Origin of the sequence: Stenotrophomonas sp. 22385, from assembly GCF_052045085.1 — a bacterium.
Lineage (GTDB): Bacteria > Pseudomonadota > Gammaproteobacteria > Xanthomonadales > Xanthomonadaceae > Stenotrophomonas.
In genome coordinates, this window is sequence record NZ_JBQEOG010000001.1 from 843906 (window position 1) to 861391 (window position 17486).

Here is a 17486-nt window from a genome sequence, read left to right on the forward strand (position 1 = left end):
TGGCTGCTGCCTGCGGCGGTTGCGCTCGTGGTGGGGGTGGCGGGCTGCGCCGGCCACGACCGCGTCACCACGGTGGATTCACGGGCCGAATCGGTCGACCACCAGCGGCTGCGACCCGCCGCGGCGGGCGGCGCCGGGCAGGTGGAGGCTTACACGCTCAAGCCCAGCGAGGGCTACCGCATGCCGCAGCTGTACGCGGCGCCGGACCCGGTGCTGGGGGAGCGCGATCCGCGTCGTGAGCTGCCGCCCACCACAGTCTGTCTGCAGGTGGTGGTGAGCGCCGACGGTGCCGTGGAACGCAGTGCGCCGGTGAGTGATCGCAGTGAGTGTGTGGCCGGCGCCGCGCCCGAAAACCGGGTGCTGGTGGAGGCGGCACAGGAAGCGGTGGCAATGTGGCGCTACTCGCCTGCGGCCGTGTGCCACTTCGCCGCGGGTCATGCGCCGGCCGACCGCAGTGACTGTCGCGATGCCGAGCGGGTGGAACCGGTAGCCGTGAGCCTGTTCTACGCCTTCACGTTTGAGATCGTGCACGGCCAGCACACGGTAAAGACGCGATAAAACCACGCGTTGCCTGGCTTCTACGCCCCGCCCTGGATGTTCGCCTTTACCGACGGGTGCATCAACCTCGGCTCGGCAAGCGTAGCATCGCGCGCTTGCCGGGTCGCCACGAACTCCGCTTCGCTCACTCCGTCATGCAGGTGGATGTTGCGCGCGCGCTGCTCGCCGATGGTGGTTTCGTTGGCCACTTCCCGCCCGCCCGGGCCGTAGTCGTGGCAGACGAATACCCGGGTCGCATCGGGTAGCGCCAGCAGGCGCTGGATCGAGCGGTACAACAGGGCCGCATCGCCCCCTGGGAAATCGCAGCGCGCCGTACCGCTATCGGGCATGAACAGCGAATCACCGGTGAACAGCGCATCGCCGATCCGGTAGGCGATGCTGTCGCTGGTATGCCCTGGCACCGCTATTACTTCCGCCGTGATCCCGCCCACCGCGAAGCGTTCGCCGTCCACGAACAGATGATCGAACTGCGAGCCGTCGGTAGGACCATCCAGCCCATAGCGTGGCGCGAACGTACGCTGCACCTCCACGATTCCGCCGCCCATCGCCAGCGTGGCCTGCGGGAACGACTGCTTCAGCCGGCGCCCGGCGCTGACATGGTCGGCATGCGCGTGCGTCTCCAGCAGCCAGCGCACCTCCAGCGCATGCTCGCGCACGTGCGCCAGCAGCGGCTGCAACGGCCCGGCACCCACCGCGTCGGTGTCCAGGTCGTAATCCAGCACCGGGTCGATTACTGCCGCCTGCCGGGTGGCCGGGTCATGCACCACGTAACTGAAGGTGTTGCTGCCCGGGTGGAAGAAACTGGCGACGTGCGGTGACATGGTGAAACCTCAGCGTTTACCCAACGTGTCATTGAGCAGCACCGCCAGACGTTCGCCGGCCAGGCGCAGCTCGGCTTCCGCCACCGGCAGGTAGGTCGCGGTGTACTCCGGGGCAAGCGTACGCCGGGTGGGGTAAACGCCAGGTGCAATGGCGATGCGGCAGCTGGCTTCGGCCCACTGCACGGCGTCGGTGGCGATCGCCGAGCGCTTGGCCACCTTCGGCGCCTTCAGCGCGGACAGGCGCCTGGTGTACGCATCGTCGTCGAGCTTGAGCGTGTTCAGCATGCCGCTGTCCCACAGCGAATGCAGGTTGGTGCCGCGCCCGTTGTACTGCACCTGGAAGTCATTGCCGCCCTTGTCGTGGCCGTAGCCGGCGTGCATCGGCTGATGGATGTCGCCAACGAAGTGGACGACGAACTTCAGCGCCTGCGCGCGTTCGGCATCCGGACGGCTGCGGTCGCCGAGGATGGCGGTCTGCGCCTTCAGCGCTTCCACCACGCAGTTGCCATTGCGGCAATTGCGCTCAGCCTCGTACTGGCAATCGTCCTCGCCGATGTTCACGTAGTGCCAGGCGGCCGAACGCTTGCCCAGTCCCGGATCCTTGGCCCGCAGTTCGTCGGCCCACGGCGCGATGGCGGCCAGGGTCGGGGTGGGTTCGTTGGCCAGCAGCCGCGCTACTTCGGCGCGGGTCTGCGGGGTCAGGCGTGGTTCGGCAATGCGGGCCACCAGACGGTGGCCCTGTGCGCCCCAGGCAAGGGCATCGGTGGACACTACGGTGAGCGCCAGGACCAGGGCGGAAGAAGACAACAGGGAGGCGATTTTCATCGCCGCATTGTAGCGGCCCGGTCTGCCGGGCACGTTTTCCTGATCTGGCCGCCTGGCCGGTTGAAGCCGCCGGGCACGACAGAACGCGGGTTCTGGCGCCCAGCGGCTGGCCTCTACAGCGCAATCGGCTGACTGAAAGCGTCCCCAAACCGGAACACCTTGCCGCTGGGCCTTGATGATGCGGGCGGTGTCGGGCGAGCTGCTTCGGAATCGTTGGCAGCCACGTCCGCGATGGCCAGCCTCGACGCGTGCGGCGCCATCACTGCGGGCGGCGTGCCGTGCTCCCGCTGCAGCATCCAGGTCCGCAGCAAGCTCCGCAACGGTGCGATCTTTTCCTTATCGAACGGAGACAGCAGCGGCCACACCTGCTCGACGTTGGCGCTGCCATTGGCAAGGATGTCCGCGTCGGCGTGGTCGGCCATCAGTACCGCAAACGTCTGCACCTGCCCGGCGTACAGGGCTGTTTCCAATGGCGAGCGCTGAGTGACCGGGTCGAGGCGCTGGGCATAACCGGCCGGTGCGTGACGCAACAGCAGTCTCACCATCTCGGCGAAGCCCTTCTGGGCTGCATACTGCAACAGCACGTTGTCGTTGGGATCCAGCCTGGTTCCGTTTTCAAGCACGAAGCGTGCAACGTCGACCGAACCTTGGACGACCGCAGTTCCCAGCACAGCCTGGAAATCGATCTTGGGCACCTTGCGGGCCGGGCCGAGGGTCGCGTGCGCGGGTGCCTTCAGGTGTTCGTACAACATCTGGAACATGCCCAGGTCGTTCCTCACCGCAAGCCATTGGAAGTCGTCGGTCTTCGGCGTGGCGCCGTAACCGAGCAGCAGCTTCGCGCCACGGTGGTTGCCGCATTGTGCGGCAACGCCAAGCGCGGTTTCCTCGAATACTTTGGAGATCTGGTCCACATTGATCAGGCCGACGCTTTCCTCCAACAGGATCTTCAGGCGATCGTTGTGCCCGGAAAAGACGGCCAGATGGGCGGGCCCATAGCTGCCGGCATTGGGATTTCCGTGGTAGTCCCCGCCCTGCAGCAGCGTGCGGATATGCGTGCCGTTGGAGGAACTCTTCAGGCGCCCCAAGGCGGATCTGGTGGCGTGCGTGTTGCAGTGGTATTCCAGCTTTGTGTAGGCGTCCGGCTGCGGGGTGTTGCGGATGTTGTCCCGAGCCACGATATTCCGCTGCAGCTTCTCGGTGGCCATGTTGACGTGGCTGGAGCACCAGGCGCCCACGGTGCCCACCAGGCGGGTGAGGGCGCTTTCGTTGCTGTTTCCCTGCAACAGATCGCTGAAGATCGCGCCGCCGCGTAGGGCCATTGGGCCAGCATCATGGGATGCGGCAGACCGGGGTTGGACGCACCGAGTGCCCTGGACCGGAAAGACAGCGTCCGCCGTGGCCAGGGAGCGTCCCACGTGATCAGCGTTGCGGGTTGTGGAGTGCGCTGTGGGGGGGGCAGGTGGGGCTGGATCGCAAGGAACGACCTGCAACCGTGGCTCCGGCAGGGATGTGGCGGGGGTGGACAGCGCCTGTGCCGGCATCGGCTCGGCCGGCAATGGTGTCCTTTCGCGCTCGGGCAGCAGGGATTGCAGGCGCATCATCTGCGCCAGCTGCTGTGTGCGGGCGTCTGGGTCGTCCGTGGTGAGGTACGCCAATCTCAGCACCGTCAGCGTTGCCTTTGCGCTGGCGACTTCCTCGATCAACAGGTCCTCGGATGACGGTTGGCCATGGAGAGTCGTTGTCCGGTTCCAGGCGTTGAGAAGGAAGTCTTTCGCCTTGGCCATCTTTCCGGCCCCTTCGGCGGGCGCCGGGGCCTGCGGTTCCTGCAGGGGATGCGGTGTAATGTGGGCGGTGCCGGGAGTGGCGGGTTGTAGCGGAGTTGGGAACATGGCAGTCCTTCAGTAGGCCGACGGATGCGGCCAGTCATGCTCTGCAGTTGTGCATGGATCGCCCATGAATCCTTGCCAGTCACGTCACGTCGATTGACCGCGTGAATTGACGCGAGTTGCTCTACCCGATTTCTTCATCGCCGCTGCGGCGCAGCGATGCGCTAAGTATTTGGCATATCAATCGAAATCCGCGTTCTCATTGAAGAAAAAATGAACGTCTGCGTGGCAGGCAAAAAAAATCCCCGGCCGAAGCCGGGGAAACGTCATTGCTGCGAGGGTGGTGCGCGGTGCGTTTCTGATGTGTGGATCAGAACTTGAACACGTAGGAAACGCCATAGGCGAGCGGATCGATCTTGACCGTGCCCAGCTTGGTGCCGTCGAGCTTGACGTCGCTGTCGATGTCGATCCAGCGCACGTCCACCCGCAGGGCGCCCTTGTCGGCGATGGCGAAGTCGATGCCTGCGTGTGCGGCCAGGCCCCAGGAGTCTTCCAGCTTGAGGGTGCTGCCGGCCAGCGCGCCGCGGGTGTCTTCGCTGAAGAAGGTGGTGTAGTTCAGGCCGGCGCCGAGGAACGGGGACACCTTGCCCTGGGTGTTGAAGTGGTACTGCAACGACACCACCGGTGGCAGGTGCTTGGTGCTGCCGACGCGGCCGAGGCCGTCGATGTTGATGTCGTGCTTGAACGGCAGGGCGGCCAGGACTTCGATGCCCAGGTTGTCGGCGATGAAGTATTCGCCGGTGATGGTGGGCTTGATGTCGCTGTCGACGTCGACCTTGAGGCCGCCGGCCAGGGTGCCGTTGTTGGACTTGGGAGCCACCTGGTGCACGCCGGCGGCCAGGGTCCAGTCGCCCTTGGACTGGGCCATGGCGGGGCTGGCCGCCAATGCGAGGGCGGCGGCGAGGCTGGCGGACAGGAGGAGGGGGGTCTTGCGCATGGTGCTGTCTCGTGGCGGGGTGGAATGGGGCCAGTTTTCCCGGCCGGGCCCTGGCGCGCCTTGATCCGGATCAATCCACGATCTTTACGGGTGTAACCGCTTCCCATCCCGGTTCCGGGGGCCGGGGCGGGTCGGGCTTTGCTAGAATGGCGGCCCTTTCCATCGGCGCCGCTCTGTCGCGGCTGCAGGAGCTTGTGAACATGGCAATCAAGGTTGGCATCAACGGTTTCGGTCGCATCGGGCGCAACGTGCTGCGTTCGGCCGTGCTGAATTTCGGTAATGACATCGAAATCGTGGCCATCAACGATCTGCTGGAGCCGGATTACCTGGCGTACATGCTGAAGTACGATTCGGTGCATGGCCGCTTCAAGGCGGACGTGGACGTGTCGGGCAGCGACCTGCTGGTCAACGGGAAGAAGATCCGCCTGACCCAGGAGCGTGATCCGGCCAACCTGAAGTGGGACGAGGTCGGCGTGGATGTGGTGATCGAATCCACGGGCCTGTTCCTGACCAAGGAAACGGCGCAGAAGCACATCGATGCGGGCGCGAAGAAGGTGATCCTGTCGGCGCCGTCGAAGGACGATACGCCGATGTTCGTGTACGGCGTGAACGACAAGACCTATGCGGGCCAGGCGATCATTTCCAATGCGTCGTGCACCACCAACTGCCTGGCGCCGTTGGCCAAGGTGATCAACGACAAGTGGGGCATCAAGCGTGGCCTGATGACGACGGTGCACGCGGCGACTGCAACGCAGAAGACCGTGGATGGTCCGTCGAACAAGGATTGGCGCGGTGGCCGCGGCATTCTGGAAAACATCATCCCGTCGTCGACGGGTGCAGCCAAGGCGGTTGGCGTGGTCATCCCGGAGCTGAACAAGAAGCTGACGGGCATGAGCTTCCGCGTACCGACCTCGGACGTGTCGGTGGTCGATCTGACCGTCGAGCTGGAAAAGGAAGCGACCTACGCCGAGATCTGCGCGGAAGTGAAGGCGCAGAGCGAAGGCGCGCTGAAGGGCATCCTGGGCTACACCGAAGACAAGGTGGTGGCAACGGACTTCCGCGGCGAGACGCACACCTCGGTGTTCGATGCCGAAGCGGGCATCGCGCTGGACAGCACCTTCGTCAAGCTGGTGTCGTGGTACGACAACGAGTGGGGCTACTCGAACAAGTGCCTGGAAATGGCCAAGGTCGTTGCTGCGAAGTAATTGCGGCTTTCTGATCTTCGAGAACGGCGGACTTCGGTTCGCCGTTTTTTTTGGGTCGATACTTGCCGGCGGTACGTGTCGCCGGCCTTCGTTCGGCTGCTGACGTTTTTTGGCGAACAGCCCTCGTCTGAGGGTCGCCGGGTTGGGGCCGGCGGGTGCGGGGGTACGGGACACGCCGTAAACCGCCCTCCGGGCCCCGGCCCAACCGCCAGCGGTTGTGCGTTCAGTCGCACGCGAGGCAGTGCCTCGCAAGCAGTGCGCCTTCACCCATGGGGGCTTGGCAAAAACATCCATGTTTTTGACAGTCCCGTACCCCCGCACCCGCCGACCCCTCGACGCTGGGTCGGTGGCCATGGGCAAGCGGGTTGGCCTCCCGGAGCGCCGTTCCCCCCGATTCAGTTAGCATGGCTGCGCTGCCGCTGGCGCCATGCTTGTCTTGGTGGGCCGTGGCGTTCCCTTGAGGATGACGCGGAATGGAAGCTTTGATTGTCCTGGCGGTACTGGTGCTGTTGGCCGTGCCGGTGTTGCTGATCGTGGCGTTGGTGATGATTTCCGGCCTGCGTCGGCGGGTGGCGGCCCTGGAGCAGGCACACAGCGACAGTGCCGTTCCGGCGGCCCAGCCTGCGGTGAGTGCTGCATGGGAGGAGCGTCCTCACGCGCCGGCTCCTGTGCCTGCGCCGGCCCCCACGGTGGAGGTTCCGCTGGCGGCTGCCGAGCCCGTGCCCGAGCCGTTTGCGGCGGCTGCGCGGGTGGCGCCGCCGCCGCTTCCCGCTGCGGCGGTCTCCGAACCCGAGCCCTTCGTGCCGCCGGCGCCGCGTGGGCCGGACCTGGGTGAGCGGATCGTGGGCACGATCAAGCGCTGGTTTACCGAGGGCAATGTGCCGGTGAAGATCGGCATGCTGGTGCTGCTGGCAGGTGTGGCGGCACTGCTGAAGTATGCGAGCGACCAGGGTTGGCTCAATGCGCCGATCGAGCTGCGGCTGGCGGCGATTGCGGCGGGGGCGCTGGCCGGGCTGGTGTTCGGCTGGGTGCAGCGCGAGCGGCGGCGGTTGTTTGCGCTGGCGTTGCAGGGCGGGGCGATCGGCATTCTGTTGTTGACGATCTTTGCGGCGTTCAAACGTTATGAGCTGCTGGATCCTGGGATCGCATTCGCGCTCAGCGTCCTGCTGATCGCGGGGATGGGGGTGCTGGCGGTGGTGCAGAATTCGCGCACGCTGGCGGTGCTGGGCATCCTGGCCGGGTTCATGGCGCCGATCTGGTTGTCCACGGGCAGTGGCAACCATGTGGCGCTGTTCTCGTATTACGCGGTGCTCAACGCGGCCATCTTCGCCATTGCGTGGTGGCGTCCGTGGCGGGCGCTGAACCTGCTTGGTTTTGCGTTCACGTTCGGTATCGGCACCACGTGGGGCGTCATGCAGTACAACGCGGACAAGTTCGCGAGTACCGAGCCGTTCCTGCTGCTGTTCTTTGCGTTCTATCTGCTCATTCCTGTTCTCTACGCGCGCCGCCAGCCTGCGGAGAAGCGCGATCTGGTCGATGGCAGCCTGGTGTTCGGTACGCCGCTGATCGCGTTCTCGCTGCAGGCCGGCATGCTGCATGAGGACCGGCTGCTGCTGGCGCTGTGCGCACTGGGGCTGGCCGCGCTGTATACGGGCCTGGCGTGGGCGCTGATCCGTCGCGAGCGGTATGCGGCGCTGGGGCAGTCGCATGCGGTGCTGGCAGTGGGCTTTGCGACGCTGGCAGTGCCGCTGGCGCTGTCGGCGCGGGCGACGGCCAGTGTGTTTGCGCTGGAAGGCGCAGCGCTGGTCTGGCTGGGGCTGCGCCAGCAGCGGTGGTTGCCGCAGGTTGCCGGTGCGCTGCTGCAGTTGGGCGCGGCGTTCGGGTTCGTGGTGGGCGCCGACTACTGGCTGGACGATGCCACGGCGATTGCCAATCCCACCTTCATGAGCGGGTTGCTGCTGGCGCTGGCGGGCTTTGCGTCGTCCGTCAGTTATCGCCGTGCCGGGCGCGATGCACCTGCCATCGTGTACTACCTGTGGGGCCTGCTGTGGTGGCTGGGCGGCGCCAGTCATGAGATCAGCCGGTTCGTGGTCTTCGATACGCGCCCGGACGCACTGCTGGTGGTGGTGGCGGTCACCGCATGGATCGCGGCCGAGGTGCATCGACGCATGCCAGCGCGGGCGCTGGTGTTGACCACGTTGGCGATGCTGCTGTGCGCGTTCCCGTTGGCGCTGTGGCAGGCCGATGTCCACCGCCAGCCGTTCGCCGGGTACGGGGCGCTGGCCTGGGCGGCGTTCGCCGTGCTGGGCGTGCGCAGCCTGTGGTGCCTGCGCGGCGGCCAGGACCGGGCGGCAGTGGCGGCGCAGTTTGTCTGGTGGCTGCTGTGGCCGACGGTGGTATCGCTGGCGGCGTCGTGGCTGGCCGATCGCTTCGAGCTGGCGCAGGGCTGGAGCCTGGCCGCAGCGCTGCTGCCGTGGCTGGTAGTGGCCACGGTGTCGCTGCAGCGCTGGCGCTGGCTGACGCTGCCGCTGGGCGAGCGCTTCAACGTGGCGCGGCATGCGCTGCAGACCACGCTGTTCGCGGTGTTGGGGCTGGCCTGGGCAGGCTTCCTGTTCGCGCAGGGTGCGGCCGATCCGCTGCCGTGGGTGCCGGTATTGAATCCGCTGGAGCTGGCGCAGCTGGCCGTGCTGGCGTTGCTGGCGGCGTGGTTGTGGCGGGGACAGGCGCCGTCGGCGCTGCAGGCGCGGCGGGTGCCGCTGCTGGCGGTGGCCGGGTTCGTGGCGCTGACCAGCATCACCCTGCATGCTGTGCACCACTGGGGCGGGGTGTCGTGGGACGGGCGGCTGTGGTCGTCCACGTTGGCCCAGACCAGTTTGACCGTGGTCTGGAGCGTGCTGGGCGTGATCAGCTGGGTGTGGGGCTCGCGTCGCGGGCAGCGCGCCCTGTGGCTGGTCGGTGCGGTGCTGATGGGCGTGGTCCTGGCCAAGCTGGTGCTGATCGACCGCCAGCACCTGGGCAACCTGCTCGGTATAGCTTCCTTCATCGCCTACGGCCTGTTGTGCACGGTCGTGGGTTACCTGGCGCCGGCACCGCCGCGTGCGCCTGAAACGCCGCTGGAGACACAGTCGTGATGCTCTTTTCCCGTGTGATTGCTGCGGTCTCGCTGCTGGCCGCTGCCCCCGCGCTCTGGGCCGCCGACGCGCGCCAGGACTATCGAGAACAGTGGCCGCTGCAGCTTTCCGCCCCGCAGGCGGGCGCGTACCGGCTGATGCTGGGCGAGGCGCAGTACCGCAGCGCGGTGTCGCCGCAGCTGGCCGATGTGCAGGTGTTCAATGCGCAGGGCCAGGCATTGCCGGCGGCCTTGTTGTCGGCCGACCAGCCGCTGGCGCAGGCCGCGCAGTGGCAGGAACTGCCGTGGTTCCCGCTGCCGGCCCAGGCCGGTGGCGGCGGTGATGACCTGCAACTTCTGACCGAACGCAACACCGACGGCAGCGTGCGCCGGGTCGAGGCGCGCTTGGGCCGCAGCGTGGGCAGTGCCGCGCCCGGTGGCTGGCTGGTGGATGCCAGCGCGCTGCGCGGTGCGGTGCAGTCGCTGCGGCTGGACTGGCAGGCACCGTCCGCGCTGCAGGCACGGGTGCGGGTGGATGCCAGCGACGACCTGCGCCAGTGGCAGCGCGTGGCCGACAATGTGCCGCTGGTGGATCTGCAGCACGGTGGCCGCCGCTTGCAGCAGCGTCGTGTCGAGATCGGGCAGGAGGCGGAGTATTTCCGCATCGTGCCGGTCGGCGGCGATGCGCTGCCGGTGCTGTCGGCGGTGCACGCCGAACGCGTGGCCGCACCGCAGGCGATCGACTGGCAATGGCGCGCGCTGGCCGGGACCGCCGGCAAGCCGGGCGAGTTCGAGTACACCCTGGATGGCCGCTTCCCGATTGCCCAGGTGGGCATCGCCACGCCCGACAACAGCGTGGTGCAGTGGACCCTGCTCAGCCGCGACGATGCGGCCCAGCCCTGGCAGGTCCGCGCCGGCCCTTGGGTGGCGTACCAGCTGCAGGAGACCGGGGAAAGCCGCCAGTCGCAGACCCAGTCGCTGGCCGTGCCCACGCGCGACCGCTACTGGAAACTGACCGCGGCGCAGGGCACCACGATGCCGGCCCCGACCCTGCGGCTGGGCTACCAGCCTGAAGCGCTGGTGTTCCTCAGCCAGGGCGAGGCGCCATTCAGCGTGGCCGCCGGCAGCGTGCGCGCGGCGCGTACCGATGCTCCGGTAGGCACGGTGATCGCGCGGCTGCGCGAGCAGAAAGGTGCGCAGTGGCAGCCGGCGCTCGCGACCGCGCAGGGCACCGCGCAGACGCTGGGCGGCGACGCCGCCGTGCAGCCGGTGCGCGACTGGAAGCGCTGGCTGCTGTGGGGCCTGCTGGTGCTCGGGGTGCTCATCGTCGGCGGGTTCGCGGCCACGTTGTTGCGCAACAACGCGCGGTAGGTAACGACCGTTGGTCGTTACTCGCCGGGGGGCCGTTACAATGGGCGTCTGCGCCGTGCGCGGCGCCCTTTCCCTTTCCGCCAAAGAGTTGCTGCCCCATGTCCATCGTTCGCATGACCGACCTCGACCTTTCCGGCAAGCGCGTGCTGATCCGCCAGGACCTGAACGTGCCGATCGAGAACGGCCGCATCACCTCCGAGCAGCGCATCACCGCATCGCTGCCGACGTTGAAGCTGGCGCTGGAAAAGGGCGCGGCGGTGATGGTCACCTCGCACCTGGGCCGCCCTCAGGAAGGCGTCTGGAGTGAAGCCGAGTCGCTGGCGCCGGTGGCACTGCGCCTGTCGCAGCTGCTGGGCGTGAACGTGCCGCTGGTGCGCGACTGGGTCGACGGCGTGGACGTTGCCCCGGGTTCGATCGTGCTGCTGGAAAACTGCCGCATGAACGTGGGCGAGGGCAAGGATGACGAAGCCCTGTCGCGCAAGTATGCCGCGCTGTGCGATGTGTTCGTGATGGACGCCTTCGGCACCGCACACCGTGCCCAGGCCTCCACCCACGGCGTGATCCGCTTCGCCCCGGTCGCCGCCGGTGGCCCGCTGCTGATGGCCGAGCTGGACGCGCTGGCCAAGGCACTGCTCGCCCCGGCCCAGCCGCTGCTGGCGATCGTGGCCGGCAGCAAGGTCAGCACCAAGCTGGAACTGCTGGCCAATCTGGTCGGCAAGGTCGACCAGCTGATCGTGGGCGGCGGCATCGCCAACACCTTCATCGCCGCGGCGGGCTACTCTGTCGGCAAATCGCTGTACGAGCCAGACCTGCTGGACACCGCGAAGAAGATCGTGGCCGATGCCAAGGCCCGCGGCGCCGACATTCCGCTGCCGACCGACGTGGTGGTGGCCAAGCAGTTCCTCCCGGATGCCGAGGCCACCGTCAAGGCGGTTGCTGACGTGGCCGAAGACGACCTGATCCTGGATATCGGCCCGCAGACCGCCCAGCACTACGCCGGCCTGATCGCCAGGGCCGGCACCGTGGTCTGGAACGGCCCGGTCGGCGTGTTTGAATTCGAGTCCTTCAGCCACGGCACCCAGGCGCTGGCCCAGGCCATCGCCAGCTCGCCGGCATTCTCCATCGCCGGTGGCGGCGACACCCTGGCTGCAGTCGACAAGTACGACATCGCCGACCAGGTCAGCTACATCTCCACCGGCGGTGGCGCCTTCCTCGAGTTCCTCGAAGGCAAGACCCTGCCGGCAGTCGCCGCGCTCGAAGCCAGGGGCAACTGATGGACAACGATCGGTGGGTGACGACCGTTGGTTGTCACCCACCTGGAGAGCGCGCAGCACTCTTCTTCGATCTCGACGGGACCCTGATCGACTCCGCCGTCGGCATCACCCAATGCGTGGCGCATGCGCTCACGCAAATGGGTCGCCCGGTCCCGCCGCAGGAGGAACTGCGGCGCTGGATCGGCCCGTCGCTGCGCACCAGCTTCGCGCCACTGTTCGATGATCCGGAGCAGGTGGAGCAGGCGGTGACGTATTACCGCGAGCGCTTCGACGTGGTCGGCTGGCGCGAGCACGACATCTACCCGCGCATCGGCCAGGTGGTGCAGGAGCTGCACGCGCGTGGCCACCGGCTGGCGATCGTCACTGCCAAGAACGAGCCGCATGCGCGGCGTATTGTCGAGCATCTGCCGTTTGGCGCGTGCTTCGAGGATGTCATCGGCGCAACGCCGGACGGCAGCCGCAGCGAAAAGCCGCAGTTGGTGGCCGAAGCGCTGCGGCGGCTGATGCTGGCACCGTCGCAGTGCTGGATGATCGGCGACCGGCGCATGGATATCGAAGGCGCGCGCCATCATGGCATGCGCAACATCGGCGTGCTGTGGGGCTTTGGCGGCGCCGAAGAACTGCAGGCGGCGGGCGCCGGCAACCTGGGCGCGACCCCGGATGCCCTGCTCGCGTTGATCGATTGAACGCTGCGGCGGCGCTCCGTACGCCGCCGCATGTCGTCCCCCGGCCCGGCCCTGTCTTGTGCGGTCTGGATGGACTGTCTGCAGGACATCGGCAAAACCCAGACGCGACAATGCTGTAAACGTATTCATGGGACGTGAAGGGTGTGCTAATTTCAATCCTTTCCCGGGAGCCCTTTAACCATGATTGAGCGTCAGCGCCGTACGAAGATCCTTGCCACCCTCGGACCGGCCACCGACCCGCCGGGCGTGCTGGAGGATCTGTTCCGCGCCGGCGTGAACGTGGTCCGCCTCAATTTCAGCCACGGTGACCCGTCCGGCCAGGCCAAGCGTGCCGCCGACGTGCGCGCTGCCGCGCAGCGCGTCGGCGTTGAAGTGGGCATCCTGGCTGACCTGCCGGGTCCGAAGATCCGCATCGAGCGCTTCGCCGAAGGCAAGATCCACCTCAAGGCGGGCGACCGCTTCGACCTGGTCGCTTCGCCGAACGCGCCGGCCGGCGACACCACCCAGGTGGGCGTGAGCTACCTGGGTCTGCCGCAGGACGTGGTGGCCGGTGACGTGCTGCTGCTTGACGACGGGCTGATGCAGCTGCAGGTGGTGGAAGTGCAGGGCGAACGCATCGTCAACACGGTGCTCAATGATGGCGTGCTGTCCGACCGCAAGGGCCTGAACAAGCAGGGCGGTGGCCTGTCGCTGGGCGCGCTGACCGAGCGCGACAAGGAACTGATCGGCATCGTGGCCAAGATCGGCGTCGATTTCATTGCCGTGTCCTTCTGCCGCAACGCGCAGGACATGAACGATGCCCGCGCCATCGCCCAGTCGCACGGCTGCTACGCCGCGCTGGTGTCCAAGATCGAGCGCACCGAAGCCATCGAAAACCTGGAAGAGATCGTCGACGCCAGCGATGTGGTGATGGTGGCGCGCGGTGACCTGGGCGTGGAAATCGGCGATGCCGAACTGCCGGGCCTGCAGAAGAAGATCATCAAGGCCTCGCTGGCCCAGAACAAGGTGGTGATCACCGCCACCCAGATGCTGCAGTCGATGGTCGAAAGCCCGATCCCGACCCGTGCCGAAGTGCTCGACGTGGCCAACTCGGTCATCGACGGTACCGATGCGGTGATGCTGTCGGCCGAAACCGCCGCCGGCGCCTACCCGGTGAAGGCCGTGGAAGCCATGGCGCGCATCTGCCTGGGTGCCGAACGCCAGTTCCAGACCGAAACGGATTTCGGCGCCTCGCCGCGCAACCTGGAACGTGCCGACCAGGCCATCGCCATGGCCACGATGTTCCTGTCCCAGCACGTGGGTGTGCGCGCGATCGTGGCGATGACCGAATCCGGTGGCACTGCCCGTTACCTGTCGCGCTTCCGCGCCTCGGCCCCGGTGTACGCGGTGACCCGCCACGATGGCGCCCGCCGCCAGATGGCGCTGATGCGCGATGTGTTCCCGATCAATTTCGACAGCCGCGGTTTCACCCCGCGCGAAGCGGCACGTGGCAGCATCCGCCTGCTGGTGGAAGCCAACCAGTTGCAGGCCGGTGACCGCGTGGTGTTCACCAGCGGCGAGCACATGGAAACCCATGGCGCCACCAACACCCTGCGCCTGCTCGAAGTAGGTGACGATGGCCGCGCCAGCGGTCTGGGCGACCTGTAAAGAGGAATGCCGGGCTTTGCCCGGCATCCCGAACCGCCCGCGTTCATACTGAAAGCGCTTCCATCCCCCGTGAACGGCCAGTTCACGGGAACGGACCGCTATAATCGTGTTTTTCCCGCACCCGCCACAGGAAATACATGAGCATCGAACAGCTGGCTGAAACCGCCCAGGCCATGGTCGCCCCGGGCAAGGGCATCATCGCAATCGACGAATCCACCGGTACCATCGCCAAGCGCTTCGCCAGCGTGGGCATCGAGAACACCGAAGAGAACCGTCGTGCCTACCGCGAGCTGCTGCTGACCACGCCGAAGCTCAACGAGCATATTTCCGGCGCGATCCTGTACGACGAAACCATCCGCCAGTCCACCAAGGACGGGGTGCCGTTCGCCAAGTACATGGCCGACAACGGCATGATCCCGGGCATCAAGGTCGACAAGGGTGCCCACCCGCTGGCCGGCTGCCCGGGCGAGCTGGTCACCGAAGGCCTCGATGGCCTGCGTGAGCGCCTGCAGGAGTACTACAAGCTGGGTGCGCGTTTCGCCAAGTGGCGCGCGGTGATCAACATCGGCGAAAGCATTCCGTCGGGCACCTGCATCGAGTCCAACGCGCATGCGCTGGCCCGCTACGCCGCGCTGTGCCAGGAATGCGGCCTGGTGCCGATGGTCGAGCCGGAAGTCATCATGGACGGCGACCACGACATCGAAACCTGCTACGAAGTCACCGAAGCCACCCTGCGTTCGCTGTTCGACGCGCTTTACCAGCAGAACGTGTTGCTGGAAGGCACCATCCTGAAAGCGTCGATGGTCATCTCCGGCAAGGGCTGCGAAGAGCAGGCCGATGTCGAGGAAGTGGCTGAATCGACCGTCATGTGCCTCAAGAGCACCGTGCCGGCGATCCTGCCGGGCGTGGTGTTCCTGTCCGGTGGCCAGAGCGACGAGCAGTCCACTGCGCACCTCAATGCCATGAACCAGATGGGCAACCTGCCGTGGCCGCTGAGCTTCTCCTACGGCCGTGCCATGCAGCAGGCCGCGCTGAAGCTGTGGGCCAAGGACACCAAGGCCAATGTCGCCAAGGCACAGCAGACCGTGTACGACCGCGCCAGGGAAAATGGCCTGGCGGCACTGGGCAAGTGGAACGGCTGATCCTGCCGACCGCATGAAATGAAAAAGACGCCGGCGCAATGCCGGCGTTTTTTTTTGCATCCCGACGGCGCTACTGCGGTGCGGCCGCCGGTAATTCCAGCCCAGTCCCGAGCGGCGGCAACGGCCCCGCCACGGCCGCCGGTTGCCCCAGTGCCACCAGCGCCTGCTGGTACACCTTGAACGTTGCGGCGTTGTAGGCCACCAGGATGATCCGCAGCGGTTCGCGGTGCGAACGCTGCCAGGTCAATGTCTCGGTCGCCGCGATATGTGCGGCCTGGTGCAGCGGATAACCGAACACCCCGCAGCTGATCGCGGGGAACGCGATCGATGCCAGGCCGAGTTTCTCGGCCAGCTGCAGCGATTTCCAATAGCAGTTGGCCAGCAGCGCCGGCTCATCGCGCAGGCCGTCCTGCCACACCGGGCCTACCGTATGCAGCACATGCCTGGCCGGCAGGTTGTAGCCGGCCGTGGCACGCACTTCACCGGTCGGGCAGCGTATGCCCGGGCGGATCTCCGGCAACCCCGCGCACTCGGCCAGCAGCCGCGGGCCGGCCGCGCGATGGATCGCCCCATCCACGCCAGCCCCGCCGAGCAGGGATTCGTTGGCCGCATTGACGATCGCATCCACCGCCAGGGTCGTGATGTCGCCCTGCCACACTTCGATCTTCATGCGTGCCGCTCCTTCTAAACCGGGTCCATACAACGGGATGACTGCCGCCTCACACGCTAGCGGCCACGGCATCTAGGCTGCGTCATCGTCGTCTCAGGCAGTGCGACCCGGCGGGCGCTGCCCAACACCCCTACCTTGCGTCGGGGTGGCTTCACGGCAGATGAAGGTCGCGTTGCAAACGAAAACGCCCACCGCGGCGGTGGGCGTCCACGGTCAGCCAGGGCCGCCGGTTCAGGGGGTGCCGGCCAGCCACTCGTCGTCGGAGCCGTCGTTGATGTCGGCAAACAGCGGCGTGGAGAAGTAGCGCTCGCCGGTGTCGGGCAGCATCGCCAGCAGCACGCTGCCGGGCGCCGCCTTGGCCGCCACATCCAGCGCGCTGGCCACCGTGGCACCGGCCGAGATGCCGACGAAGATGCCTTCCTCGGCGGCCAGCCGGCGCGCGGTTTCCATCGCGCGGGCGTCGTCGATGCTCAGCAGTTCATCGTAGACCTCGCGGTTGAGCACGTCCGGCACGAAATCCGGGGTCCAGCCCTGGATCTTGTGCGGCTTCCACTCCGCGCCGCCCAGCAGCGCCGCGCCTTCCGGCTCGGTGGCGATGATGCGGGTTTCCGGGCGGGCCACCTTCAGCACCTCGCCCACCCCGGTGAGCGTGCCGCCGGTGCCCCAGCCGGTCACGAAGTAGTCCAGCCGCGTGCCGGCGAAGTCACGCAGGATCTCGGCCGCCGTGGTGTTGCGGTGATAGGCCGGGTTGGCCGGGTTGGTGAACTGGCTGGCCAGGAACCAGCCGTGTTCCTCGGCCAGCTCGCGGGCGCGCTTGACCATGCCCGACCCGCGCTCGGCGGCCGGGGTCAGGATCACCTTGGCGCCATAGGCGCGCATCAGCTTGCGGCGCTCAATGGAGAAGGTCTCCACCATCGTGGCCACGAACTTGTAGCCACGCGCCGCCGCCACCATCGCCAGGGCGACGCCCGTATTGCCGGAGGTGGCCTCCACGATGGTATCGCCGGGCTTGAGTACGCCGCGGGCCTCCGCATCCAGGATGATCGCCAGCGCCAGCCGGTCTTTCACCGAGCCGCCGGGATTGAACGATTCCACCTTCGCGTACAGGGTGACGTGGTCCGGGGCGATGCGGTTCAGGCGTACGACCGGGGTGTTGCCGATGGTGTCCAGGATCGAGTTGTACAGGGCCATGGGAATGCTCCACGGGGAATCGATGACGGGTTCCGCCAGACCGTAGCGCTCGCATATGAGCGCGCGAAATGACCTGATTACCTTCATAAACAACATTTGGTTATAAGCTGGTGACGGCAACTGCCTTACAGTCGACTTGACCCCTCCTTCCTGCTGCGCGCACG

The 17486-nt window shown here is 66.8% G+C and carries 14 protein-coding genes; 8 read left to right on the forward strand and 6 right to left on the reverse strand.

Going from position 1 to position 17486, the window contains the following annotated elements:
• The first annotated feature begins 3 nt into the window (after window positions 1-3).
• Window positions 4-558 carry a hypothetical protein gene (locus ACTJI4_RS03620; protein ID WP_440868629.1) on the forward strand — a complete coding sequence of 185 codons (555 nt, stop codon included), beginning with the start codon at window positions 4-6 and terminating at the stop codon, window positions 556-558.
• A gap of 20 nt (window positions 559-578) precedes the next feature.
• Here the strand turns inward: ACTJI4_RS03620 and ACTJI4_RS03625 are convergent, their stop codons facing one another.
• The 4 genes from ACTJI4_RS03625 to ACTJI4_RS03640 all read right to left on the reverse strand — a co-directional run bounded on the left by ACTJI4_RS03625 (window position 579) and on the right by ACTJI4_RS03640 (window position 5027).
• Window positions 579-1379, reverse strand: a complete 801-nt coding sequence (locus ACTJI4_RS03625; RefSeq protein ID WP_440868529.1) for an MBL fold metallo-hydrolase — start codon at window positions 1377-1379, stop codon at window positions 579-581.
• A 9-nt stretch (window positions 1380-1388) separates the two neighbouring features.
• Window positions 1389-2204: a S1/P1 nuclease gene (locus tag ACTJI4_RS03630; protein ID WP_392917801.1), complete on the reverse strand. Its 816-nt coding sequence runs from the start codon at window positions 2202-2204 to the stop codon at window positions 1389-1391.
• 113 nt (window positions 2205-2317) lie between these two features.
• Complete coding sequence (locus tag ACTJI4_RS03635) at window positions 2318-3988, reverse strand: ankyrin repeat domain-containing protein (protein ID WP_440868530.1); 1671 nt, start codon at window positions 3986-3988, stop codon at window positions 2318-2320.
• A gap of 412 nt (window positions 3989-4400) precedes the next feature.
• Entirely contained in the window at window positions 4401-5027 is a 627-nt protein-coding gene (locus tag ACTJI4_RS03640; protein WP_440868531.1) for an OmpW/AlkL family protein, read from the reverse strand.
• 200 nt (window positions 5028-5227) lie between these two features.
• Here ACTJI4_RS03640 and gap point away from each other — a divergent pair, with 200 nt between their 5' ends.
• From gap to ACTJI4_RS03675, 7 genes are all read left to right on the forward strand, one after another.
• Window positions 5228-6232 carry a type I glyceraldehyde-3-phosphate dehydrogenase gene (gap, locus tag ACTJI4_RS03645; RefSeq protein ID WP_392917793.1) on the forward strand — a complete coding sequence of 335 codons (1005 nt, stop codon included), beginning with the start codon at window positions 5228-5230 and terminating at the stop codon, window positions 6230-6232.
• A gap of 473 nt (window positions 6233-6705) precedes the next feature.
• Window positions 6706-9363, forward strand: coding sequence for a DUF2339 domain-containing protein (locus ACTJI4_RS03650; RefSeq protein ID WP_440868532.1), 2658 nt, complete (start codon window positions 6706-6708; stop codon window positions 9361-9363).
• Window positions 9360-10712: a DUF3999 domain-containing protein gene (locus tag ACTJI4_RS03655; protein WP_440868533.1), complete on the forward strand. Its 1353-nt coding sequence runs from the start codon at window positions 9360-9362 to the stop codon at window positions 10710-10712. Before ACTJI4_RS03650 ends, ACTJI4_RS03655 begins: the two co-directional genes overlap by 4 nt.
• A 98-nt stretch (window positions 10713-10810) precedes the next feature.
• Entirely contained in the window at window positions 10811-11986 is a 1176-nt protein-coding gene (locus tag ACTJI4_RS03660) for a phosphoglycerate kinase (protein ID WP_440868534.1), read from the forward strand.
• Complete coding sequence (locus ACTJI4_RS03665) at window positions 11986-12672, forward strand: HAD hydrolase-like protein (protein ID WP_440868535.1); 687 nt, start codon at window positions 11986-11988, stop codon at window positions 12670-12672. The genes ACTJI4_RS03660 and ACTJI4_RS03665 overlap by 1 nt, the downstream gene beginning before the upstream one ends.
• A gap of 180 nt (window positions 12673-12852) precedes the next feature.
• Window positions 12853-14319 (forward strand): pyruvate kinase, encoded by a 1467-nt coding sequence (gene pyk / locus ACTJI4_RS03670; RefSeq protein ID WP_392917780.1) that lies wholly within the window; start codon window positions 12853-12855, stop codon window positions 14317-14319.
• Window positions 14320-14456: 137 nt separating this feature from the next.
• A complete protein-coding gene (locus tag ACTJI4_RS03675; protein ID WP_392917778.1) occupies window positions 14457-15461 on the forward strand; it encodes a class I fructose-bisphosphate aldolase in 1005 nt (334 codons plus the stop codon).
• A gap of 70 nt (window positions 15462-15531) precedes the next feature.
• Here the strand turns inward: ACTJI4_RS03675 and ACTJI4_RS03680 are convergent, their stop codons facing one another.
• Window positions 15532-16131, reverse strand: a complete 600-nt coding sequence (locus ACTJI4_RS03680) for an O-acetyl-ADP-ribose deacetylase (RefSeq protein ID WP_440868536.1) — start codon at window positions 16129-16131, stop codon at window positions 15532-15534.
• 231 nt (window positions 16132-16362) lie between these two features.
• Window positions 16363-17322 (reverse strand): cysteine synthase A, encoded by a 960-nt coding sequence (gene cysK / locus ACTJI4_RS03685; RefSeq protein WP_440868537.1) that lies wholly within the window; start codon window positions 17320-17322, stop codon window positions 16363-16365.
• Window positions 17323-17486: the final 164 nt, after the last annotated feature.